This window comes from Acholeplasma laidlawii (genome assembly GCF_015709225.1).
GTDB lineage: Bacteria > Bacillota_I > Bacilli_A > Acholeplasmatales > Acholeplasmataceae > Acholeplasma > Acholeplasma laidlawii_A.
Genome location: NZ_JADNRS010000029.1, coordinates 142607 through 164867 on the forward strand (window position 1 = coordinate 142607; position 22261 = coordinate 164867).

24 protein-coding genes and 2 tRNA genes are annotated in these 22261 nt (G+C 31.6%); 19 read left to right on the forward strand and 7 right to left on the reverse strand.

Annotated elements, in window-relative coordinates:
* Nucleotides 1-4: 4 nt before the first annotated feature.
* The 4 genes from IY230_RS02810 to IY230_RS02825 all read left to right on the forward strand — a co-directional run bounded on the left by IY230_RS02810 (nucleotide 5) and on the right by IY230_RS02825 (nucleotide 2937).
* Nucleotides 5-853 carry a PIG-L deacetylase family protein gene (locus IY230_RS02810; RefSeq protein WP_196369821.1) on the forward strand — a complete coding sequence of 283 codons (849 nt, stop codon included), beginning with the start codon at nucleotides 5-7 and terminating at the stop codon, nucleotides 851-853.
* A gap of 153 nt (nucleotides 854-1006) precedes the next feature.
* Nucleotides 1007-1591: a DUF402 domain-containing protein gene (locus tag IY230_RS02815; RefSeq protein ID WP_196369822.1), complete on the forward strand. Its 585-nt coding sequence runs from the start codon at nucleotides 1007-1009 to the stop codon at nucleotides 1589-1591.
* Nucleotides 1588-2124, forward strand: coding sequence for a phosphatidylglycerophosphatase A family protein (locus IY230_RS02820; protein ID WP_196369823.1), 537 nt, complete (start codon nucleotides 1588-1590; stop codon nucleotides 2122-2124). The genes IY230_RS02815 and IY230_RS02820 overlap by 4 nt, the downstream gene beginning before the upstream one ends.
* Before the next feature lie 102 nt (nucleotides 2125-2226).
* Nucleotides 2227-2937, forward strand: coding sequence for an NAD-dependent protein deacylase (locus IY230_RS02825; RefSeq protein WP_196369824.1), 711 nt, complete (start codon nucleotides 2227-2229; stop codon nucleotides 2935-2937).
* Nucleotides 2938-2989: 52 nt separating this feature from the next.
* On the opposite strand, the gene IY230_RS02830 is transcribed toward IY230_RS02825, so the two are convergent.
* Nucleotides 2990-3064, reverse strand: a tRNA-Gly gene (locus IY230_RS02830).
* Between the two features lie 310 nt (nucleotides 3065-3374).
* On the opposite strand from IY230_RS02830, the gene IY230_RS02835 reads away from it, so the two are divergent.
* Both IY230_RS02835 and IY230_RS02840 read left to right on the forward strand, forming a co-directional pair.
* The gene (locus IY230_RS02835) at nucleotides 3375-4352 is read left to right on the forward strand and encodes a M50 family metallopeptidase (RefSeq protein WP_196369825.1); all 978 of its coding nucleotides are present in this window, start codon (nucleotides 3375-3377) and stop codon (nucleotides 4350-4352) included.
* Nucleotides 4349-5098 carry a class I SAM-dependent methyltransferase gene (locus IY230_RS02840; protein WP_196369826.1) on the forward strand — a complete coding sequence of 250 codons (750 nt, stop codon included), beginning with the start codon at nucleotides 4349-4351 and terminating at the stop codon, nucleotides 5096-5098. Before IY230_RS02835 ends, IY230_RS02840 begins: the two co-directional genes overlap by 4 nt.
* A gap of 42 nt (nucleotides 5099-5140) precedes the next feature.
* On the opposite strand, the gene IY230_RS02845 is transcribed toward IY230_RS02840, so the two are convergent.
* Nucleotides 5141-5214, reverse strand: a tRNA-Thr gene (locus IY230_RS02845).
* Nucleotides 5215-5460: 246 nt separating this feature from the next.
* Here IY230_RS02845 and IY230_RS02850 point away from each other — a divergent pair.
* The 4 genes from IY230_RS02850 to proS all read left to right on the forward strand — a co-directional run bounded on the left by IY230_RS02850 (nucleotide 5461) and on the right by proS (nucleotide 8805).
* Entirely contained in the window at nucleotides 5461-5658 is a 198-nt protein-coding gene (locus IY230_RS02850; RefSeq protein ID WP_012242247.1) for a cold shock domain-containing protein, read from the forward strand.
* 90 nt (nucleotides 5659-5748) lie between these two features.
* Entirely contained in the window at nucleotides 5749-6480 is a 732-nt protein-coding gene (locus tag IY230_RS02855; protein ID WP_196369827.1) for a Fic family protein, read from the forward strand.
* 56 nt (nucleotides 6481-6536) lie between these two features.
* The gene (locus tag IY230_RS02860) at nucleotides 6537-7388 is read left to right on the forward strand and encodes a S1-like domain-containing RNA-binding protein (RefSeq protein WP_196369828.1); all 852 of its coding nucleotides are present in this window, start codon (nucleotides 6537-6539) and stop codon (nucleotides 7386-7388) included.
* Entirely contained in the window at nucleotides 7381-8805 is a 1425-nt protein-coding gene (proS, locus tag IY230_RS02865; RefSeq protein WP_196369829.1) for a proline--tRNA ligase, read from the forward strand. Before IY230_RS02860 ends, proS begins: the two co-directional genes overlap by 8 nt.
* Nucleotides 8806-8859: 54 nt before the next feature.
* Here proS and IY230_RS02870 read toward each other — a convergent pair whose 3' ends face one another.
* Complete coding sequence (locus IY230_RS02870; protein WP_196369830.1) at nucleotides 8860-9630, reverse strand: alpha/beta hydrolase; 771 nt, start codon at nucleotides 9628-9630, stop codon at nucleotides 8860-8862.
* The gene (yidD, locus tag IY230_RS06750) at nucleotides 9614-9856 is read right to left on the reverse strand and encodes a membrane protein insertion efficiency factor YidD (RefSeq protein ID WP_196369831.1); all 243 of its coding nucleotides are present in this window, start codon (nucleotides 9854-9856) and stop codon (nucleotides 9614-9616) included. Before yidD ends, IY230_RS02870 begins: the two co-directional genes overlap by 17 nt.
* A 136-nt stretch (nucleotides 9857-9992) precedes the next feature.
* Here yidD and IY230_RS02880 point away from each other — a divergent pair, with 136 nt between their 5' ends.
* The 4 genes from IY230_RS02880 (at nucleotide 9993) to IY230_RS02895 (ending at nucleotide 13393) form a co-directional block, all read left to right on the forward strand.
* Nucleotides 9993-12050: an elongation factor G gene (locus IY230_RS02880; RefSeq protein ID WP_196369832.1), complete on the forward strand. Its 2058-nt coding sequence runs from the start codon at nucleotides 9993-9995 to the stop codon at nucleotides 12048-12050.
* Between the two features lie 42 nt (nucleotides 12051-12092).
* Nucleotides 12093-12467, forward strand: coding sequence for a hypothetical protein (locus IY230_RS02885; protein WP_196369833.1), 375 nt, complete (start codon nucleotides 12093-12095; stop codon nucleotides 12465-12467).
* Complete coding sequence (gene hpf, locus IY230_RS02890) at nucleotides 12457-13014, forward strand: ribosome hibernation-promoting factor, HPF/YfiA family (RefSeq protein WP_196369834.1); 558 nt, start codon at nucleotides 12457-12459, stop codon at nucleotides 13012-13014. The genes IY230_RS02885 and hpf overlap by 11 nt, the downstream gene beginning before the upstream one ends.
* Nucleotides 13015-13117: 103 nt before the next feature.
* Nucleotides 13118-13393: a hypothetical protein gene (locus IY230_RS02895; RefSeq protein ID WP_196369835.1), complete on the forward strand. Its 276-nt coding sequence runs from the start codon at nucleotides 13118-13120 to the stop codon at nucleotides 13391-13393.
* 324 nt (nucleotides 13394-13717) lie between these two features.
* Here IY230_RS02895 and IY230_RS02900 read toward each other — a convergent pair whose 3' ends face one another.
* Nucleotides 13718-14329 (reverse strand): superoxide dismutase, encoded by a 612-nt coding sequence (locus IY230_RS02900; RefSeq protein ID WP_196369836.1) that lies wholly within the window; start codon nucleotides 14327-14329, stop codon nucleotides 13718-13720.
* 67 nt (nucleotides 14330-14396) lie between these two features.
* The gene (locus IY230_RS02905) at nucleotides 14397-15941 is read right to left on the reverse strand and encodes an Rqc2 family fibronectin-binding protein (protein WP_196369837.1); all 1545 of its coding nucleotides are present in this window, start codon (nucleotides 15939-15941) and stop codon (nucleotides 14397-14399) included.
* Nucleotides 15942-16044: 103 nt separating this feature from the next.
* Between IY230_RS02905 and gmk the strand changes: the two genes are divergently transcribed.
* The 4 genes from gmk to IY230_RS02925 all read left to right on the forward strand — a co-directional run bounded on the left by gmk (nucleotide 16045) and on the right by IY230_RS02925 (nucleotide 19570).
* Nucleotides 16045-16662 carry a guanylate kinase gene (gene gmk / locus IY230_RS02910; RefSeq protein ID WP_196369838.1) on the forward strand — a complete coding sequence of 206 codons (618 nt, stop codon included), beginning with the start codon at nucleotides 16045-16047 and terminating at the stop codon, nucleotides 16660-16662.
* Between the two features lies 1 nt (nucleotide 16663).
* Nucleotides 16664-16879: a DNA-directed RNA polymerase subunit omega gene (gene rpoZ / locus IY230_RS02915; protein WP_012242258.1), complete on the forward strand. Its 216-nt coding sequence runs from the start codon at nucleotides 16664-16666 to the stop codon at nucleotides 16877-16879.
* Nucleotides 16880-16985: 106 nt separating this feature from the next.
* On the forward strand, nucleotides 16986-18719 hold the full coding sequence (uvrC, locus tag IY230_RS02920; RefSeq protein WP_196369839.1) for an excinuclease ABC subunit UvrC: 1734 nt from the start codon (nucleotides 16986-16988) through the stop codon (nucleotides 18717-18719).
* Complete coding sequence (locus tag IY230_RS02925; protein ID WP_196369840.1) at nucleotides 18716-19570, forward strand: hypothetical protein; 855 nt, start codon at nucleotides 18716-18718, stop codon at nucleotides 19568-19570. The genes uvrC and IY230_RS02925 overlap by 4 nt, the downstream gene beginning before the upstream one ends.
* Nucleotides 19571-19684: 114 nt before the next feature.
* Here the strand turns inward: IY230_RS02925 and IY230_RS02930 are convergent, their stop codons facing one another.
* Entirely contained in the window at nucleotides 19685-21367 is a 1683-nt protein-coding gene (locus IY230_RS02930; RefSeq protein WP_012242262.1) for a ribonuclease J, read from the reverse strand.
* 111 nt (nucleotides 21368-21478) lie between these two features.
* Here IY230_RS02930 and IY230_RS02935 point away from each other — a divergent pair, with 111 nt between their 5' ends.
* Nucleotides 21479-22258 carry an HAD family hydrolase gene (locus IY230_RS02935; RefSeq protein WP_196369841.1) on the forward strand — a complete coding sequence of 260 codons (780 nt, stop codon included), beginning with the start codon at nucleotides 21479-21481 and terminating at the stop codon, nucleotides 22256-22258.
* Nucleotides 22259-22261: the final 3 nt, after the last annotated feature.

The following is a 22261-nucleotide window of genomic DNA, read 5'->3' on the forward strand; positions in this document are numbered from 1 at the left end:
AAAAATGGAAAAATATAACAATACAACCGAATTTTATGTACCTGATAACAAACCTCTAGAAGAAGCTATCAAACGTACAACTCATATGGCAATTTTAGCGCACCATGACGATATTGAAATTGGTGCAATCGATGGTGTGTTACAAACATTTCAGAAACCAGACAAATGGTTCTTTGGTGTGGTTGTAACTGATGGTTCAGGATCTTCACGTGGGGGAAATTATTCACACTACACGAATGAAGAAATGATGGTCGTTCGTAACCTTGAACAAAAAAAGGCTGCGTACTTAGGTGAGTATGGTCTACAAGCATTCATTAATTCACCTTCAAAACAAACAAAAGATCCACAAGATACAATTGTTGTAGAAGAAATTAGAAAAATGATTTTAGACGCTCAACCAGAAGTGTTATATACACATAACCTAGCTGATAAACATGACACACACATTGGTGTTGTAACTAAGACAATTAAAGCATTACGTTTATTACCAAAAGATAAACGTCCTAAAAAACTTTATGCAGTTGAGGTATGGCGTGATCTTGACTGGTTAAATGACGATGAAAAAGTTAAATTTAACGTTGGTGGAAGACCAAACCTTACAAATAGCTTAGTTGAAGTGTTTGATTCACAAATTGATGGTGCAAAACGTTACGACTTAGCTGCAATTGGTCGCCGTTTAGCGAATGCAACATTTGCTACAGCACATGCACTTGACCAATCTGATCAAGTTGTTAATGGTATGGATTTAACACCATTAATCGAAGATGACTCCATTGATATGGTGACATTCATCCTAGATGCTATTGACCGTTTCAGATTAGATGTTGAACAAAAAATAAGAAAAATTTTATAATAAAATATGCACTTTAGATAATCTAGAGTGCATATTTTTTTATTCCAGTCAAAAAAGTACTTGATTCAGTATGATTTCGTGTTATAATAGTCTTCCTGTACTGACAACAAAAGCGCTTAGATGTTATAATACATTTAAGTAGGTGAGACTTATATGAAATTAAAAAAAGCAAAAAAAATCCAAATACATGGATATAAACATGATGGTAGTTTACACCGAGTGTGGACAAATTCATTTGTTGTTGATGATAATGAGTCATATTTAGTTACAGGAAATCAAAGAACAAAAGTGATTGAGTCTAGTGGTCGTAGTTGGTATACCAAAGAACCGGCACTTTGTTATTTCTTTGAAAACGAATGGTTTAACATTATAGCAATGTTTAAAAAAGACGGTATACATTATTATTGTAATGTATCAAGTCCTTATGTATATGATTCAGAAGCGATTAAATACATAGATTATGATCTAGACATCAGAGTATATCCAAATGGTCGTATCGTGGTTTTAGATCGTAAAGAATTTGAAACAAACAGTAAAAAATTAAACTATTCAGAAGATATTATTAAAATCGCTAATCACGCGATTAGTGAACTTAAATCTTGGATTAAAGAAAAGCATCCACCATTTGATGATGTGACTGTAAACTTGAATTTAGAAACGTTTAAGAAGATTTTAAACTATCACAAAGAGTTAAAAGAAATAAAAAATATTGAAAGGAAAAGGAAAAGGGATAAATGACTGAAAAAACTTATGAAGAAATAAAGTATGACCTTATTATTAAGCGTCTACAAGAACGTGGTGTGGAGGTAGTTGATATTGCTAAAATCACACTAGATTTACAAAAACCATACTTAAAAGATATGACACTTGAAATTTGTATGGACCATGTTAATCGTGTATTAATCAAAAGAGAAGTTCAAAATGCTGTATTAACAGGTATTGAGCTAGATGTTTTAGCAGAAAAAGGATTACTTTCAGAACCACTTTCAACAATACTCATGGAAGACTACGGTCTATATGGTGTTGATGAAATCTTAGCATTATCTATCGTCAACGTTTATGGATCCATTGGATTAACAAACTTTGGTTATGTAGATAAACTTAAACTAGGTATCATCAAAGAACTAGATACTAAACAAGAAGGTGTGGTACGTTGTAACACATTCTTAGATGATCTAGTTGGTGGTGTTGCAGCTGCTGCAGCTGGTAGTATTGCACATAAATATGCAGATACTACAAAAGTATTAGAAGCATACAAAAAAGCGATTTAATAGATTCATAAAAAAACTACTTTTTAACGAGAGTAGTTTTTTTATGAATCACTAGTTTATTTTATAATCTAGTGATATGATGAGGTTAAAGGAGAATTTTACATGACTATAAAAGAACTACAAACAATCATAGATACATCTAAATATATTGTCTTTTTTGGTGGTGCTGGAGTTTCCACGGAATCTGGTATTAAAGATTTTAGAAGTAAAGACGGCTTATATAGCCAAAAATTTAAAAACTACCGACCAGAAGATATCTTAAGTAGAAGTTTCTTCTTTAACCACACCAAAGATTTTTATGAGTATTTTAAACTTCATTTTTTAAATGATGACATCAAACCCAATAAAGCACATATATGGCTCAAAGATGCTGAAAGCATTGGTAAAGTTAAGTGCGTTATCACTCAAAACATTGATGGACTCCATCAAATGGCAGGTTCAAAAAATGTAGTAGAACTCCACGGATCAGTTCACAGATATTACACAGTAAAAAAGAAACAACCTATTGATGGGTTAACCTACATTTTAAATACTGAAGATATACCAGTAGATAGTGAAGGCGATCTTATAAAGCCGGATGTCGTTCTTTATGAAGAGCCGCTCAATTCTGATGTAGTAAGAAAAGTGATAGAAGAAATATCAAAGGCAGATACTTTAATTGTTGCAGGTACATCACTAACAGTTTATCCAGCAGCAAGTTTTATCGAATACTTTAAGGGGAAACACTTAATTGTGATAAATAAAGAATATATGCAGTTTAAACACTTTATTGAAGGTCGAGTTGGTGAAATCTTAAGTCAAATTAAGTTATAAGAAAATAAAAAAAGTTCTCAAGCATTTACTTGAGAACTTGTTTATTATTTACTGGAGCCGGTGAGCAGGATCGAACTGCCGTCTAAGCCTTGGCAAGGCCTTGTAATAACCATTATACGACACCGACATGTTGCTTTATTATGATATCAAATGCATCCATACTTGTCAAGCATTATTTTAAAAAAGATTTACTTTTTTCCTAACTTATTCATTTGTAAGAATTATACCACAAATCTTTGGTAAAAAGAAACCCATAAGTTGATGTTATAATATGTATTAGGGTGAACACAATGAAAAAAAGACGACGAAAAACATGGATTTATTTTTTACTTGGAATTGTAGTAAGTTTTTTTTATTTTTTATTAATTTATGAAAACTTTTTTACACATTTAAATAGGGGTTTAAATACAGTACCCTTTTATGTGCACATAATATATATGTTCATAGCTTTATTCTTTGCAATCTTTGCACATGAGATGGGGCACCTCATCTCATTTATAAAACAAGGCATAAAACCCAAGGCTTTATATGCTCTTGGTATAGCGTTTGTAAATGATAATGGACTAAAGATTAGATTCGTTCCTAAGTTTCTTCTAATGATTGGTGGTATCGTTATACCTGATCACTTAAGTATTCAATCAAAGGATGAAGAAGAAGCCATGGTTCATAAATTTAAAAGAGTCTTACTTGCAGGACCTAAGGCATCCATTATATATGGTGTCCTCATAGTATTAATCTGGATACTTTGTTTATTTACGAATATATATTGGTTAAATGGATTTTTATTCACCGTGATGGTTGTAACTTCAATCATGACAGTGCTTGCTGTATTATCCTCTAAAGTATCTAGAGCAGGTATGTATGGAGACTTTGCAGCCAAAAAAGCATTTGATAAGGATAAACTGTTTAGATTAACCTATTTGATCCAGTTAACAACCCTAATTAAGCACGATAAGGAAAGTATGGCATACTTTTGGCCAAGCATCGTAGAGATGCTTGAAAGACAGCATCAGGCGCACTCACAACTATATACGAACCTTCTGGGTCAATATATCTATGAGGTTGTATTTCATGGGCAAATTGCATGTTTAAGTATTGAAAAGAAGATGAACAGTTTAATTAGAAATATACCTAAAACCGAAGACGGACTTATTCTATACTTAAATATTATCTATTACTACGAAGCATTAAATGATAGAACTAAAGTCATCAGGTTACTTAATAACTTAAATACAGCGAAGTTTAAGGTAAGTGATAAGGTGTTAACTTATTACTTAAGACTTACAAATCACTTATTAGGATTTAAAGATGAAACGATATTTTTAAGTCATCCTAAAAATGTACATACAAGTTCTTACCAATGGGTATATAAACCACTAAACATTCAAGAAGAATTAAAAGGTATTGTAAAATGAAAGATTATACGAAGATAAATCAAAAGATGTTTGACAAATGGGTAGAAGCAGGTTGGCAGTGGGGTATACCTATTACTAAAGAAGTATATGATAAAGCTAAACAAGGTATCTATGAAATATACCTTACACCCACAAAGAAAGTACCAACTGACTGGTTAAAAGATATTCAGGGGAAACATGTATTAGGTCTTGCTAGTGGAGGTGGCCAACAAATGCCAATTCTACAAGCCTTAGGTGCTAAGGTTACCTGCCTAGATATTTCAGAAAAACAGTTAGAAACTGAAAAGAAATTATCTAAAAAATTTGGATATGACATTAATTTAGTTCAAGCTGATATGACAAACCCACTTCCCTTTCAAGATGAAACGTTTGATCTAATATTTTATCCAGTATCTAATGTATATATAGAAAAAGTAGAACCAGTCTTTTTAGAATGCTACCGCATATTAAAAAAAGGTGGTGTCTTACTCTCTGGATTAGATAACGGGTTTAATTTTGCTTTTGATGATGAAGACGGGAAAATCTTATTTGATCTTCCATTTAATCCGCTTAAAGACATTGAACAATATGAGTATATGGTGAAGCATGATTACGGAATTCAGTTTAGTCATACCATGGAAGAACAAATTGGTGGTCAATTAAAAGCTGGATTTAGATTAGTAGATATATATGAAGATACGAATCTATCTGGTTATCTAAAAGAAAATAACATACCTAGTTTTTATGCAACAAAGAGCATAAAATAAAAAAAAAAAGCCTTGATGGCTTATTTATATACTTATTTTAAATGGTGCCCAATGCAAGAATCGGACTTGCGATTCATCCTTACCATGGATGCGTGATACCACTTCACCAATTGGGCAAATTTAACATGCAAAATGATTATATCAAACAAAGATGTAAAAATAAAGTCTTTTGTGTAAACTTTACTTAATGTATGGGATTTTAAACTAAAAGGCCTTGTAGTGCTAAAATAATGAAATTAATGATATTTATTCATTTCAAATAAATTTAATTATGTTTTTAGGTTGTGTTATCAAAAATTAAAGTGTATAATGTTTCTAGGTTTGAGAAAACCAAGAGATCTAAAGAAGGAGTATTGCATTTAATGAAAGGTACTGTTAAATGGTTCGATGCAGGTAAAGGCTACGGCTTTATCACTGCAGACAACGGTAAAGATGTATTTGTTCACTATTCAGCTATTCAAACTGATGGTTACAAATCCCTAGCTGAAGGCGACCAAGTAGAATTCGAAATTAAGTCAGGCGATCGTGGAGATCAAGCGGCTAACGTTTCTAAAATATAATTCGCTTAGGTAAATGTAAGAGGTTTAGAAATAAACCTCTTTTTTTTATGTTTATTTTTGGTATAATCAATTGTAAGGGGCGATGCGAGAATGAAGTTAGATCTATTAGAAGTGGACAAAGTCCACTTTAACGAATTAAGGGAACACGCAGATGAACAATCCTATAAAGATTTAATTCAAAATTTTATCTATCAGTTTACCTATGATTCCATCACGATTGAAGGTAAAAATGCTCTAACCAAGCTGGATGTAGAAAATTTATTAAACAAAAAGATTATCGTTACCCAATTACCAGAGCGTGAACAAAAAGAAGCTTTAAACTATCAAAATGCTTTTGAGCATGTCATGAAATTGGTATCCTCTAGAAAAGTGTTGACAGAAGATATATTAAAAGACTTACATGAAATGTTAGTCAGTGGTATATTCTTAGGTGGCCAATACCGTAAGGTAAACATTCAAATCAAACATAGTATGCATCAACCACCTGATTATGTAAAGGTCTATGACCGTATGGCTAAATTCTTTTATGATTTGAAACATTTTAAAGGAACTACACTTCAAAGAGCATGTTTTGCACATGCACAAATCTTTAAAGTATATCCGTTCTTAGAAGGTAATGGACGTTTAGCTAGATTAGTGTTAAATTATATTCTATTATATGATGGTTATATGCCTGTATCGATTCCAGTTTCTGAAAAAGAAAACTACCTAAATCATATAGATATATTTAAAGAAGAGAAGGATTTATCACCGTTTGTGGGATTTATTGAGAAACTCTTATTAGAAGCATATGAAACCTATATAGAACAACTAGAAAACTAAAATCCTCTAGAAGGATTTTTGTTTTATGTGATATAATTTTTAGTAGGTGAAAAGTTATGAAATTAAAAATTGGACAATTAAATGAACTACAAGTTGTAAGAAAAACAGATATCGCGTATTTATTAAAATCAAGTGATGGTGAAGAGGTTTTCTTACATCAAAATGAATCAGATCACAGAAAATTAGAGCCCGGACAATTTGTCGATGCCTTTTTATATTTTGACGCTAAAGGGCGTTTAGCTGCAACGCTTCATGAACCCTATGTAACAGCGGGCAACCCCGGTGTTTTAAAAGTGGTAGATGTTAAGCCTGGTTTGGGTGTATTCTTAGATTTAGGTATTTCAAAAGACGTCCTATTATCAAAAGATGACTTACCAGTTGATGAAAGTTTATGGCCACAAGTAGATGATCAAGTATATGTGGATTTACGTGTTAAGGCAAGATTAACTGCACGACCGATTCCTTATAATGAAATTCGTTTAATCACTGGAAACTTAAATGTAGGTGATGAAGTTTCAGGTTTTGTTCAAGTCATTGGTAATATTGGGTATTTTATATTAACTGATGAATTTAATTTAGTATTAGTTAAAAAGTCAAACGTTAGAAAAGCATACCGTTTAGGTGAAATCTTAAAGGTAAAAATTACTTATGAAACACCAAGTGGTTATGAAGGTAGTTTAATTGATTTTAAAGAAGTTGTTCGTGTAGATGATTCTAAACTCATTATGGGTGTTTTAGAAAAAGAAGGCGGTAGAATGCCGTATGATGCAACAACAGATAGTGAAACCATTCAAAAGGTTTTTGGACTAAGTAGAAAATCATTTAAACGTGCGTTAGGTTTATTATATAAAGAAAGAAAAGTAAAATTCGAAGGAAATGAAACAATTTTGGTGAAATCAAATGAGTAAAAATAAAAAATTAGTTGAAAGTATTACATCAAGAGATGTAGACTTTAGTCAATGGTATACAGACCTTTGTCTAAAAGCAGAGTTAATGGATTATTCTAATACACAAGGGTTTATTATCTATAGACCTTTAGGATATGGTATTTGGGAAAATATCCAAAACTACCTAAATAATGAATTTAGAAAAACAGGGCATCAAAACGTATATATGCCCATGTTAATTCCAGAAAGTTTATTCCAAAAAGAAAAGGATCACGTTTCAGGTTTTGCACCTGAAACAGCGATGGTTACAACAACAGGGGTTGAAAATTTAAGCGAGCGCTTAATTATTCGCCCTACATCTGAAGTATTATTTGGTACACATTATAGTAAAATTGTTAAATCTTATAGAGATTTACCGAAACTGTATAACCAATGGTGTTCTGTTGTTCGCTGGGAGAAGACTACACGCCCATTTTTACGCGGTAAAGAGTTTTTATGGCAAGAAGGCCACACAGTTCATGCAACTGCCCAAGAGGCTAAAAAAGAGACACATCAAATGCTAGAAGTGTATGACAAATTAGGTAAAGAGTTACTAGCTATACCATTTGTTACTGGACGTAAAACAGATAAAGAAAAATTTGCTGGTGCACTTGAAACTTATGCGATTGAAGCATTAATGCATGATGGCCAAGCACTACAGTCTGGTACATCACACTATTTTGGTAATGAGTTTGCTCATGCCTTTGATATTAAATTCTTAAATGATAAGAATGAATTAGAATATGCATATCAAACTTCTTGGGGTGTATCTACAAGACTTATTGGCGCTATCATTATGGTGCATGGTGATGACAATGGATTAGTATTACCTCCATATGTTGCACCAACTCAAGTAGTTATTGTACCAATTAGACCAAATGAAGAAGTTTTAAGTGCGGTTAAACAAATTGAAAATGAGCTGTCAGATAAATTTAGAGTATTTGTCGATGATTCTGATAAATCACCTGGATGGAAATTTAGTGAACACGAAATGAAAGGTGTACCACTACGTATTGAAATCGGTCCAAGAGATTTAGAAAACGGTCAAGTTGTTGTAACATTTAGACATAACTATGAAAAACATACAGTAGCACTTAATGATTTACATAAGTTTGTTGAAGATGGTTTAAAAACAATGCATGAAGCAATGTATCAAAAAGCATTAGAAGCTACAACAAGTAGAACTTATGAAGCGAAAAGCTATGACGAATTTAAAGCATTCTTAAAACAAGGCGGATATATTAAAATGTCAACTTGTGGCGAAGAAGCTGAAATCCAAATTAAGGAAGAAACAGGTGCTACAGCACGTGTGATCCTAGATGAACCACTACTTACAGAAAATTGTCCAGTAACTGGTAAAAAAGCTACTCAAACAATTCTTTTTGCAAGAGCATACTAATAACTATAAAAAGAAGCAGAAATATCAAATTAGATATTTCTGCTTTTATTTTGTTTAACGCATGAATTGTACAAACTCAGACAACTGAGAAGCCCAAAGTGTTTCATTATGGATGCCGCCTTCATAAACCTTATAAAATATAGTTTTTACCAGTGGTTTGATATGTTTATAAATCTTTTTAGATACGTTTGTGTAATCTCTGTTTGCTTTATGATCGTTTTTACCAGATTCATTTGATCCGACTGTAATGAAATACTTTTGATGAATATCTGGTTTTAAAGTATCCAGTAAATTGTCTAGGGCAGCTGGATTCCAGGAAGCTGAGGTTGATAGACAACCGATACCTCCAAATATATTAGGATATTTTAATCCACAATATAAACTAATTAATCCCCCTAAAGAAGAACCCATGATGTATGTATCCTCTTTATCTTTTTTGGTTTTGAATTTAACATCAATCCAAGGCTTTAATTCTTCAACGATGAATCTTGCATACTCTTGGCCAAATACAGGTACTCTAAATTCATCAGAATAGGTTTTATAAATGGTTGAATTATCAAAGGGTGCATATTCATCCATGCGATACTTTGTGTTATCGATACCTACGATAATATGTGGTTCAATTAAACCAGCTTTAGTAAATCTTTCATACTGTGTATGTGCATCCCAAATTTCCCCGTAAGAAGATGCTTCTTTAAAAAATAAATTTTGTCCATCATGCATGTAGAGCACTTTAAAGGGACCCTTATGATTATCAGGTATATAAACAGATATATTTCTTTTTTGGTTTAAGATCTTGGATGTAACTTTAAACGTTTTTATCATTTTTCTTTCCCCTTTTCTTTGGTACTGGATCGTATTTAGGCTTAAAAAGCGGATTACATGTAATAATCCTTTTGCTGGTAAGTAAACTTGCATAAATGAAATTATGTGTCTCATAAGCCTCTATTGCATAGTGGCTACAAGTTGGTGTGTGTCTACATTTATGAGATTTTACTGGTGATAAAGTTTTTTGGTACCAACGAATGGCTTTTATAGCATATTTTTTCATATCGTATTTATTATACTATAAAAAGGGTCTTTTAAAAAATTCACATATATTTTATTTACATTAAATATTGATAAAAAAATAAGGTGTGATATAATAAAAGTACAATGTAAACGCATACATATATAAGGAGGTATTTATGAAAGAATACAAAACAAAGAACCTCAGAAACATTGCGCTATTAGGGCATTTGGGTAGTGGTAAGACTTCACTAACTGAAAGCCTCTTAAATGTAACTGGCGTAACTAACGTAAAAGGTGAGGTGGAACGTAAAAACACCAAATCCGATTTTCTTGTGGAGGAACAAACACGTATTGCCTCCATGCAAACATCTTTAATACCGATCGAAGCACATGACTGCAAACTTAACTTTCTAGACGTACCAGGTAATGATGAGCTCATTAGCGAATTATACCATGCCCTAGAAGTAGTTAAGGGTGCAGTCATTTTAATTGATGCGACCAAAGGGGTTGAAGTTGGCACGGAACGTGTTTGGAATGAAATTAGACGTAGACGTATACCAGCAGTATTATTTATCAATAAAATGGATAAAGATAATATTGACTATGAAGCATTATTAGAAGATATACGTACGAAACTTGGTAAACGTGCCGTACCTTTTACATATCCTATAGGACGTAAAGAAGATTTTGAAGGCTTTGTAAACGTTGTTGAGATGAAGGCTCGTATCTATAACGGTAATACTTGCGAAGATGCAGAAATTTGGGATGAAAAGAAACCTAAAGTGGAACAACTTCGTGAGATGATTATGGAATCAGTAGCTGAAACATCCGAAGAATTATTAGAAAAATACTTTGGTGGTGAAGAAATCACTAATGAAGAAATCACACATGCTTTAAATCACGCGATTATTAATGGTGAGTTAACACCAGTCTTAGTAGGTTCTGTACTTAAAAATATTGGTGTAAATACCTTACTTAAAATGTTAACTGACTTCTTACCTTCTCCTGATATGTTAAGAGAATTAGAAGCTACTAAAGTTGGAAGTGATGAAAAACTTCAAATTAAAACATTGGATGAAGAACCATTTTCAGGATTTGTCTTTAAAACAATGATTGACCCATTTGTTGGAACGATTTCATTTATTAAAGTAAATTCAGGTATCTTAAAAGTTGGGGATGAAGTATATCACGCACAAAGTGATTCAACCATTAAGATTAATACCTTAATGACACTGATTGGTAAAGATCAAATACCAATGGATTTAGCACATGCGGGTGATATCGTAGTTACAACTAAATTAGAAGCATTAAAGACTGGTCATACAATCACAGATCCTAAACGCAAAATTGTATTTGATACAGTGAAACTTCCTACACCGGTTATTTATCAGGCAATTGAACCAGATAATGAAAAAGATGAAGACAAGATTTCAATGGCTTTAACAAAACTAAATATTGAAGATCCTTCATTTGATATCCAAAGAAATAAAGAAACTGGTCAATTACTCATTGGTGGTTATGGTATTAGTCATATTAAATACATTACAGACCGTATGAAGAATCTATATAAGGTGAGTGTTTCATTCGAAGACCAAAAGATAGTATATAGAGAAACGATTAAGAAAAAAGGTGTTGGCGAAGGTAAACATAAGAAACAATCCGGTGGTGCAGGTCAATTTGGTCATGTTTGGATACGTTTTGAACCAACAGATAAGCTTTTCGAGTTTTCTGAAGAAGTATTTGGTGGTGCAGTGCCTAGATCATACTTCCCGGCCGTTGAAAAAGGATTAATTCGTGCTTTTGAAAAAGGTCCTTTGGCAGGATTTCCTGTAATACATGTGAAAGCAACCCTTTATGATGGAAGTTATCACTCAGTAGATAGTAATGAAATATCGTTTGTTATGGCAGCTGATCTTGCATTTAAGGCTGCATTACCTGAAATTCAACCAACGATATTAGAACCAATTTTACACCTAACAATCACAGTTAAAGAATCTTATGTGGGTGATGTTATGGGGGATATGAATAAACGTCGTGGTCGTATCCTAGGTATGGACCAAGCAGATGGTTATACTGTAATTAATGCATATGTTCCAGAAGCGGAAGTCACTACTTACGCCATAGATTTAAAAGCAATGACTCAAGGTTCAGGACAGTTTGAAAGACGTTTTGATCGTTACGAAGAAGTACCACAACAATTCCAATCCAAGATTATTGAACAATATAAAAAGTAAAAACATATCATTTTAACTACTATAGTATGGAGGAGTTAGTCCATGCAGTGTAAAATATGTAGAAATGATATAAAGGTTCAAAGAACTTTTAGAAATTTACTTAAATTTGAATTACCTGGTGTATGTATTCATTGTTTTAAACAACAGATGAATTACTTTCCGTACTTTGTCATACCAATTCAAAATGGCTTATTGCATATATTTGAATTACTTATAACTGATACAAAGCACCCAAATGATTATATTAATTACTTTAGACCATACTACCGTGCATATTTCAATTTAAATATGACGGTAGATGCGGTCTACATAGAAACACTTACATTAAATATCATAGAATTATTCGATCACATGGAAATAGGACATCTCATTATTTTTACAAACAACTTTAAGGAGGATAAAGGTTATGAGATATGAGATCATAGGTAAAAATGGATTCGTTGCTACTGAGGCTATTAAAGCGTATGTAGTTAAGAAGTTGGACAAAATTGTCAATATGTTTGATGTTAGAGTGATAGACACAGTGCGTGTAGTATTACGCGTCTATAAAGAGTACTCTAAAGTTGAAGTTACAATCCCTGCACCATATATTATTTTAAGAAGTGAAGTTAGAGATGCTGATATGTATGCAGCTATTGACAAGAGTGTAGATAAATTAACTGCACAAATTAGAAGACATAAATCTAAAATTAGACATCATTTTGAAAGACGTGGACAAGAGGTGTTTTCTACAGAATTTAATCTAGAAGCAATGGATAAAGAAGTTAAAGCACGTCAATTAGTCAAATCAAAGAAGGTTTCTATTAAACCGATGACTGTTGAAGATGCAATTGCACAAATGGAATTAAGTGGACATGATTTCTTTATTTTCTTAGATGAAAAAACCAATAATCCTCAAATCGTTTATGCTAGAGAAGATGGCGACTATGCAGTTATAGAAGCTACACCTGAAATATATAAGTAAATTACGTGAATCAAAAGGGGTTAGCATTTACTAACCCCTTTTTGTTATAAAGTAAAATTATTTTATAAGTTATGATACAATGTAAACATGTGAAAGGATTTACATGGAAAGATTAAAATATGGTATAAAAAACTCTCGTATATGGCATTTATGTAGTCAAGACATTGAAGTAAATAAATCAATGACACTAGATAACTGGACCAGATATAGAGCAGAATATAGAGAAATATATTATTTAAACGATAACATCAAGTTCTTAGAAGTTGATCATTTTAACCATGTTTTTAAATTTTTCGATGCAAATATCAGAAAGCATAATATAGAAGACTTTAGACGTTATTTTAAGGACTTTCAAAAATATAAGGAAATATTGAAATAAAAAAAACCAAGAAAATAAATTTCTTGGGTAAGTAGATTAAATATGGAAGGCGTAGCCTAAAACTTGAAATACTAAACATAAATCAAATCCATAAAAATTATAAATCTTTGAAATGAATAAAACTTATAAATCGAATAAACATTTGATACTTAAAGGTATAACGTTTTTAAGAACTTGTGATTCAAAAATACTAACTACGCCTTCAACTGTATTATATTACAAGATAAATCATTTGTAAAGGAAAGCGCTAACATTTTTATGTTAAAATGAATTTTATGTGGATAATGAAAAAAGATATCACAAATTGTGATATCTTTTTATGTATTAAGCCTTATTGAATAATGCTTCAACAGCTTCCCAGTTAACAACATTGAAGAATGCTGCAACATAGTCAGGACGTCTGTTTTGATAATTTAGGTAATATGCATGTTCCCATACATCTAATCCTAATAATGGAGTACCTTCAGCAAGTGGTGTATCTTGGTTTGGTGTAGAAGTAACTACTAACTTATCACCGTTTTTGATCAACCAAGCCCAACCAGAACCAAATCTAGTTTTAGCAGCATTTGAGAATGTTTCTTGGAATGCTTCAAATGAACCAAATGATTGAGTGATTGCATCCATAAGTTTACCTGCAGGTTTTTTACCATCATTTTTCTTTAATAATGGCCAGAAGAATGCGTGGTTGAAGTGTCCACCACCATTGTTTCTAACTGCACCTTGAATATCGACAGGTACTTTGTTTAAATCTGTAAGTAATACCATTAAATCATCCATTGTGTGAACATGTAATTCTGGATGTTTTTCTAATGCAGCATTCAAGTTTGTAATATAAGCTTGATGATGCTTTCCGTGGTGAATCTCCATAGTTTTTGCATCGATAAATGGTTCTAGTGCATCGTATGCGTATGGTAATTTGTCTAATGTAAATGCCATAAAATGTAACGCCTCCTAATTTATTTTACAAATATATCTTACTCTATATAGTGCAATTTATCAACTTTTAAGCATTCTGTAAAAGATTGTCGACAATTGTTTGATCAATATCGATATAGATTGTCTTTTCATTTTTAATCTTTACAAAAGATGCAGGTTTACCACCAATTTTACTTACATATCTAAATAGTGTGTAGTTTACTGGTATCGAACTAGAAGCCTTTTGAGATGAGAAGTATGCTGCTAACATTGCAGATGTTCTTAGTACTTTTTCAGTAAGTTCAGGCGTTCTAACAAGTATATGAGAACCTGGAGCATCTTTTACGTGAAACCAATAGTCATTTGATAAACCTATTTGATTCACTAGGTGTGCATTTTGATGTGCGTTTTTACCGATAAAATAAGTAGTATCATCAACTTTTAGGGTTAATACTTTTACTTTATGTTTTGTAGGTTTATTCTTTTTATTTTTTTGTTTCATAAACCCGTATGGGTCTAGTATCTCTTTAAAATCAGATAATGTCTCATTATCTGTAAGTTCTAGTTCTACAAGGTAGTTTTCAAATATTTCTTTTTCACTTAATACTTTATGCAATTCTGGTTCTAAAAAATCAATCGCACGTTTACCTTTTTGGTAGTTGTTATAAAACTTTTGTGCATTTGAAGTTAGACTTATTTGATCATCTAAGACAATATCCTCAATAAATGGTAGTTTGTCTCTTAGATTATGACCACTAGCATAAATTAAGTCACCTTTTGTTTTATCTTCAAGCATTTGATGTGCTTGATCAAGTTGTTTGGTTAATTGAATATGTTTCTTTTCTAATTTTTTTAACTGATTTGAGATAAAACTTCTATAAATAGATTTTTCGTCCTTTTGAAGCATGATTCTAGAATCTAAAGCTTCACTTAATCTATTAAATGATTTTGTATTAGAATCAAAAATATTAAAAAAGTAGGATTTATTATTTTCCATAGATAAAGTAGGTTCAACTTCAATTTCAAAAGGATGTTTACCAGTTAATTGTAAATAATTAGCTAAACGTTGTGATATACCTAAATATTTGTTTGTAATATCTTTAGGTGTAGATAAAGGATCAAAGACATAATCTTTAGCATCAAGTTTATCACTTAAGAAGTATCCAAAAGTCGCATTTGGAATTAAATGTCTACCCTCTAAAACAAACATTTTCTTATATAAATCAATAATTTTTCCTTGTTCAATTAAATATAAATTTGCGTGTCTACCCATCGCTTCAAAAATCAGTTTACGTTCAACTGGACCATATATAAAATCATACACGGTAAAGTTAAATTCAATCACTCTATCTGACTGGTATTGAGTGATGTTTTTTAATATGCCACCTTCTAAGTATTTCTTGAGTTGATTCAAAAAATTAGAAGTATCTTTTTTTGAAGGTGGTTGTGTAGTTAAATAAGTACTTGTAAAACTTGCATTCAAGTTAATCACTAAATGATGTCTTTGTTTTTGAGCATAAAGACTAAAAACAAACATTAGACCGTTTAACCAAACGGATTCTACACGTGTATTTTCTACAGATTGATTCAGTTCTTTGATTAAATAATGTGTGTAAACACCATCTAAAGCCATAATTTCTTACCTCAATAATACTATATCATGAAAATGTCTGAAACTATTTACATAAACCAAACTTTCGTATATAATAAATTAAACGAAGAGTTAGGAGAGTCGCATGAAACTAAATGATCGTGGATTACTCATCGTCATATCCGGACCATCTGGAGTTGGAAAAGGTACAGTGCGTAAAGCGCTTTTTGACATGAAGAACCATAACCTAGAATATTCTGTATCAGTTACAACAAGAGCACCAAGAGTCGGCGAGGTCGATGGCAAAGACTATTATTTTGTAAGTCGTGCATCCTTCGAAGAGATGATTCGTCAAGACAGATTTTTAGAGTATGCAGAGTTTGTAGGTAGCTATTATGGCACACCAAAAGACAAAGTTGAAGAAATGCTTGATAAGGGTAAAGAAGTTGTATTAGAAATTGAAGTAGATGGTGCACTTCAAGTACGTGAACGCATGAAAGAAGCTGTCTTTATATTCTTAGTACCACCAAGCAAAAAAGCTTTATATGAGCGATTAAGTCAACGTGGAACGGATACACCTGAAATTGTAAATAAGAGATTTCAAAAAGCTGAAAGTGAATTTAAATTAGCATATAAATATGATTATATCGTAGTAAATGATGATGTAAATAATGCTGCAGATCGTATTATGGCAATCATTCGTGCAGAACATGCACGTACTCAAAGAACGATTCAAAAATATCAACAGTTAATGGAGGAATAACATGAAAAAAAGAAAACATGGTTTAAACTACCCAACAATTGACGTACTATTAGAAAAGATTGATTCTAAGTATAAATTAGTATATGCAGCAAGTAAAGTTGCTCATATCATTGAAAGAGAAAATTTGGATGTTAAAGATTCCAAATCAGTCACAAGTGTAGGCAAAGCGTTAGAAGAAATTGCAAATGGTAAAGTAACTGTTACGTTCATTGACTAATGAGCATAACAGTTTTTTTATTAAAATATGTTAAAAGATTATAGAATGTTCGTGATTTATCAATAAGTGAACACAATTTTAGTATAATATAAACAAGGTGATTTTTTTGAAAGAAAAACTATCAATATTACCAACTGAACCAGGTTGTTACATGATGCTTGATCAATCAGGTGAAGTCATTTATGTTGGTAAAGCTAAAAATTTAAAAAATAGAGTAAGTTCATATTTTAGAGGCGCTCACAATGCTAAAACAGAGAAACTAATTTCAGAGATTAGTGATTTTAATTATATCGTCACAAACTCCGAACAAGAATCGCTTATTTTAGAATACAATTTAATCAAAAAATATGCACCACTTTATAATATTCGCTTAATTGATGATAAAAGTTACCCGTATCTTGAAATTACAAACGAAAAAGATCCCATGCTTGTCGTATCAAGATATATTGAAGTTGATAAGACTAAAACTTTATTTGGACCTTATCCAAACTCAAAATCAGCAAGAGAAACACTAAAACTACTACAACGCCTATATCCATTAAGACGTTGTAATCCAGTAGATAGTAAACCGTGTTTATATTATCATATGGGTTTATGTTTAGGCCCTTGTGCACACGAAAAGGTGGACTATAAACCAAATATTGAACGTATTACTAGGTTTTTAAAAGGTGACACTAAAGAAGTCTTAAATGAACTTGAAGATCGTATGAAACAAGCATCAGAAGATTTAGAGTTTGAGCGTGCAGTAGAATACCGTGATATGATTTTAGCTGTAAAAGATACAACTGAAAAACAAATTATGACTCTGAATGATTATAAAGATAGAGACTTCATAAGTTTTGCATATAACGAAGATGATATGGCGATTCAAATTTTAATGATGCGTCAAGGACGTATATTAGATACACATAAAAATGTGATATCTTATATGACAGATCCTTATGAAACATTTTTAACATATATTAAAAATTATTATGATAAGTTTTTATTACCCGATGAATTAGTGTTTGATCAACAAATCTCTTTAAAAGAACTACAAATGTACTTTAAAAATAAAGTGGTTGTACCTAAAATTGGAGATAAGAAAAAACTAGTTGATTTAGCACATAAGAATGCATTAGAAGATTTAACACATTACTATAAACTATACCGAGCAAAAGAAGAAAAGTTAGGTGAACAAATAGAAGCATTAGAACAAATATTTGATAAAAAAATATCATATATTGAAGTGTTTGATAATGCGCACCTTTTTGGAACAGCACCTATTTCTGGTATGATAGTTTGGAAAGATTATCATTTTGAACGCAAGATGTATCGTAAGTTTCACTTAAAAACTACGACCAATGATGACTACCAAGCCATGAAGGAAGTACTTTACCGCAGATATCAAAGACTGTTAGTTGAAAAACAAAAACTACCTGATTTAATTTGTGTGGATGGTGGTAAGGGGCAAGTTTCTGCAGCTTACGAAGTGATACAATTATTTAATTTAGATATACCTATTTTAGGTTTGAAAAAAGATAAGTATCACATGCTAGAGGGCTATGTTATCCAAAATGAGGTTACTATTTTGGATAAAAAATCACCACTCTATCAGTTTTTAGGACAACTCTCAGAAGAAGTCCATAGATTTACAATCACTTTCCATCAAAAGACTAAAAACAGGAAAGACTATACATCCGTTTTAGATAACATACCTGGACTTGGTCCAACACGTAAGAAAAAATTACTTGCAAGTTTTAAATCTATTGATGACATTAAAAATGCATCAACGGAAGATTTAAGAAGTATTGGATTACCTGATAAGGTAATCAAAAGCATTAAGGAAGGTATTTCATGAGAACTTTTATACACAGTACAGATACAAAACAAAAATTATTTTACGCGGTTGTAAATAATAAAAAGGAAACCTTTTATTTACCCAATCGATTAGCTAAAGTATTTTTAACCATTTTAAAAAAAGGTATATTAGTAGATTTTGAAGTGACTAGTCCCGTCATCAAGTTAGTGAATAATCATAAGGTAAGTGTTTATCCGGTATCTCATTTTAACTTGATTATGCAATTAAAACCAAACCGTGTATTGTATGATTTAAAACAATTAAGACTAGACATGAAGCGTGTATTAAAAAAATACCAATACTTTTTATTTTTAGATTTAGAAATGTCTATGCCAGGATATAAAAAAGGACCACATATCCCTGAAATTATTCAAGTTGGTTATGTATTAGCGGATAAGGCAGGTAACGTTATTAAAGATAATGGTTATTTTGTAAGAGCTGTTCAAGAAGACGCAATTAATAAAAGAACCATTAAGTTTCTTGATTTAGATGAAAATAAATATTACGGTAAAGCACTGGATTATGATTTATTCTATATGGATTTAGAGGCTTTAATTAAAACATATAAGCCACAAATTGTAACATGGGGTAAAAATGATGTGCAAGCCCTAAATATTAGTTATGATCTTCATAAAGTAAAACCACTAACAAGTGATAAACAGTTTATTGACCTTTTAAAACTACATAAAGATTACTTTAACTTACCTAATGATATTGGACTATTCCAAGCCTATAAAAAATACTATAAGCCAGAAGAAGAACTGGTTCAAGATCATGATGCTAGATTAGATGCAATTATTACAAAAGATGTATTTGATGCATTCATGAATTTAATAAATACAAGTAAATAAGAATAATGATTTCAAAATTGAAAGATTTTTTATAGTATTAAACGCAATAAGTAATATAATTAACTAAAAAAAAGTAGACTATTGAATTTTAGTCTACTTTTTATATTTTAGGTTCTATATATTCATAATAATTGGTAAAATCATTGGTTTTCTTAAAGTGATATCATATATTTTATCACTTAATTGATCAATAATCATTTGTTTTAAGTTGAGTTCATTATAACTCTTCTTTGGTAATTCTCTTAAAGTAATATGTTTAACCATGCTAGCTAAACTTGAAGTTAATTCTTCATTACCCTTCATATAAATGAAACCACGTGAGATTACAGTTGGCTCATTGATTAATGTTTTAGTTTCTAAGTCGATAGATAAGATTACTGAGAATAAACCTTCTTCAGATAATATCTTTCGTTCTCTTAAGACATTAGAACCGATATTACCAATACCTGTACCATCAATATAAATATCTCCGGCTTGGACTTTACCTGCATAACGAATGCTTTCTTTATTAAGTGCTGCAACATCACCGTTATCCATAATTAATATATTATTTGGATCAACACCACACTCAACTGCTAATTGTTTATGACGTTTGAGCATTCGATGCTCACCGTGCATTGGAATAAAGTGTTTTGGTTTTACGAGTGTTAGCATAAGTTTTAAGTCTGGTCCACTACCATGACCTGAGGTATGTGTATCTGTAATAGGTCCGTGGGTAATGACGTTTACATCATTTCTAAATAAGAGGTTAATTGTTTTATTAATTGGATCTTGGTTACCAGGAATTGGAGAAGAAGAGAAAATTACAGTGTCACCCTTAACAGTTTTAATCTGTCTGTGAGATCCGTTAGCAATTCTTGATAAAGCTGCTAAAGGTTCACCTTGAGAACCTGTAACCAATATACATGTTTCTTCTAAGGTATATTTCTTTAATTCCTCAGGTCCGACAATCGTACCTTTTTTAGGTTTAATATAACCAGATTGTTGTCCAGCTTCAATGGTTCTTTCCATGGAACGCCCAAATACCGCGATTTTACGACCAGTTAATTCAGCAGCTTCTATGATTTGTTGGATTCTATAAAGGTTTGATGCGAAGGTTGCGATAATAATTCTACCAGGGATTCTAGTAAAGAGTTCATTAATAGAACGTCCTACTTTAGATTCAGATTGAATTAAACCGTCTTGTTCAGCATTTGTAGAGTCTGATACTAAAAGAAGCGTACCTTCTTGGCCTAAATTCGCTAACTTTTCATATTCTGCATGTGGTCCTACTGGTGTGTAGTCTATTTTAAAATCCCCTGTATGGAATAATGGTCCTTCAGGCGTTCTAAAGACAATTCCAAACATATCTGGAATAGAGTGGTTTAATCTAATAAAGGATACAACCACATCTTTAAAGTTATAGGTATAGTATGATTTATATTCTTCAATTTTAGGTGCACGTAAATCTTTATGTTCACCTAATTTATATTCAATTAAATCAACAGCAATACCAGAAGCATAGATTCTTGGAATCTTTACTTGACGTAATAAATAAGGTATACCACCAATATGATCCTCATGACCATGCGTTATGAATAAACCTACAATACGGTCCTCATTTTCTTTTAAATAAGTATAATCTGGAATCACATAATCAATACCTAGTAGATCATCATCGGGAAAAAGGATCCCTGCGTCCACTACAAAAATTTGATTATTTATTTCATATACATAGGTATTTTTACCTACTTCACCTAATCCACCTAGCGCAAAAACTCCGATTTCGCCGGTTTTCAACAACGTGTTTTTTGACATCTATTTAACCTCGTAACGTAAAATTATCTTAATTACATTATACACTATAATTTCAAAATTATAAAACTTTTGTTTCATGATAAAATAGTTAGTGTAAAGTTTGAGGTACTTATGAAGAAATTATTTGTATTTGATTTAGATAATACACTACGATCAACCAATTTAAGAAAAATCTTACCAAATACTAAAAAGCTGATTCAAGAAATAGCTGTAAATCCGGATTATATACTTGCACTAGCAACCGGTAGAGGATTAGCAAAATTAGATGTCCTAGAAGATATGGACGCATTTTTTAAATATAAGATCTTAGTCAATGGTGCCATTACTTTAGAAGATAACCACATCTTAAATGAAAACCACATTAAAAAAGAAGTCGTTAAAGACATTATGGATGCAGCTAATCAAAGAAAGATTGCACTAGGCTTGGTTGGTATGCATGATGAGGTCGTCACCTTTATAGATAAAGAAGTGAAAAAAGCATTTGATAATTTTAATGATAAAAAACCAAAAGCACAACCCACATTTTATCTAGAGCAACATGTATATCAAATGTGGGTCTTTCATAAAGATGAAAAGATGCTTGAAAAAGAAATTAGGCAACACCAAGATTTAGAAATATATCATTGGCATGATGGTGGCTTTGATATCGTACCTAAAGGTATTTCTAAAGCATCAGCACTTAAAGAACTTATGAAGAAATATCCGGATTACCAAGTGATTGCAGTAGGCGATGGACATAACGATCTAGATATGATACGATTAGCTGATGTCGGTATCATCATGGAAAATTCACGTTGGATTAAAGATGCACAAGGCAGTTTTCAATATATAGCACCTCATGTAGATCATGATGCGCTCTATGATTTTTTAAAAACAAAACACATCATATAAGGA

Coding starts and splice junctions, on each gene's coding strand:
- IY230_RS02810 (WP_196369821.1), top strand. CDS start 5: ATGGAAAAATATAACAATACAACCGAATTTTATGTACCTGATAACAAA.
- IY230_RS02815 (WP_196369822.1), top strand. CDS start 1,007: ATGAAATTAAAAAAAGCAAAAAAAATCCAAATACATGGATATAAACAT.
- IY230_RS02820 (WP_196369823.1), top strand. CDS start 1,588: ATGACTGAAAAAACTTATGAAGAAATAAAGTATGACCTTATTATTAAG.
- IY230_RS02825 (WP_196369824.1), top strand. CDS start 2,227: ATGACTATAAAAGAACTACAAACAATCATAGATACATCTAAATATATT.
- IY230_RS02835 (WP_196369825.1), top strand. CDS start 3,375: ATGTTCATAGCTTTATTCTTTGCAATCTTTGCACATGAGATGGGGCAC.
- IY230_RS02840 (WP_196369826.1), top strand. CDS start 4,349: ATGAAAGATTATACGAAGATAAATCAAAAGATGTTTGACAAATGGGTA.
- IY230_RS02850 (WP_012242247.1), top strand. CDS start 5,461: ATGAAAGGTACTGTTAAATGGTTCGATGCAGGTAAAGGCTACGGCTTT.
- IY230_RS02855 (WP_196369827.1), top strand. CDS start 5,749: ATGAAGTTAGATCTATTAGAAGTGGACAAAGTCCACTTTAACGAATTA.
- IY230_RS02860 (WP_196369828.1), top strand. CDS start 6,537: ATGAAATTAAAAATTGGACAATTAAATGAACTACAAGTTGTAAGAAAA.
- proS (WP_196369829.1), top strand. CDS start 7,381: ATGAGTAAAAATAAAAAATTAGTTGAAAGTATTACATCAAGAGATGTA.
- IY230_RS02870 (WP_196369830.1), bottom strand. CDS start 9,630: ATGATAAAAACGTTTAAAGTTACATCCAAGATCTTAAACCAAAAAAGA.
- yidD (WP_196369831.1), bottom strand. CDS start 9,856: ATGAAAAAATATGCTATAAAAGCCATTCGTTGGTACCAAAAAACTTTA.
- IY230_RS02880 (WP_196369832.1), top strand. CDS start 9,993: ATGAAAGAATACAAAACAAAGAACCTCAGAAACATTGCGCTATTAGGG.
- IY230_RS02885 (WP_196369833.1), top strand. CDS start 12,093: ATGCAGTGTAAAATATGTAGAAATGATATAAAGGTTCAAAGAACTTTT.
- hpf (WP_196369834.1), top strand. CDS start 12,457: ATGAGATATGAGATCATAGGTAAAAATGGATTCGTTGCTACTGAGGCT.
- IY230_RS02895 (WP_196369835.1), top strand. CDS start 13,118: ATGGAAAGATTAAAATATGGTATAAAAAACTCTCGTATATGGCATTTA.
- IY230_RS02900 (WP_196369836.1), bottom strand. CDS start 14,329: ATGGCATTTACATTAGACAAATTACCATACGCATACGATGCACTAGAA.
- IY230_RS02905 (WP_196369837.1), bottom strand. CDS start 15,941: ATGGCTTTAGATGGTGTTTACACACATTATTTAATCAAAGAACTGAAT.
- gmk (WP_196369838.1), top strand. CDS start 16,045: ATGAAACTAAATGATCGTGGATTACTCATCGTCATATCCGGACCATCT.
- rpoZ (WP_012242258.1), top strand. CDS start 16,664: ATGAAAAAAAGAAAACATGGTTTAAACTACCCAACAATTGACGTACTA.
- IY230_RS02925 (WP_196369840.1), top strand. CDS start 18,716: ATGAGAACTTTTATACACAGTACAGATACAAAACAAAAATTATTTTAC.
- IY230_RS02930 (WP_012242262.1), bottom strand. CDS start 21,367: ATGTCAAAAAACACGTTGTTGAAAACCGGCGAAATCGGAGTTTTTGCG.
- IY230_RS02935 (WP_196369841.1), top strand. CDS start 21,479: ATGAAGAAATTATTTGTATTTGATTTAGATAATACACTACGATCAACC.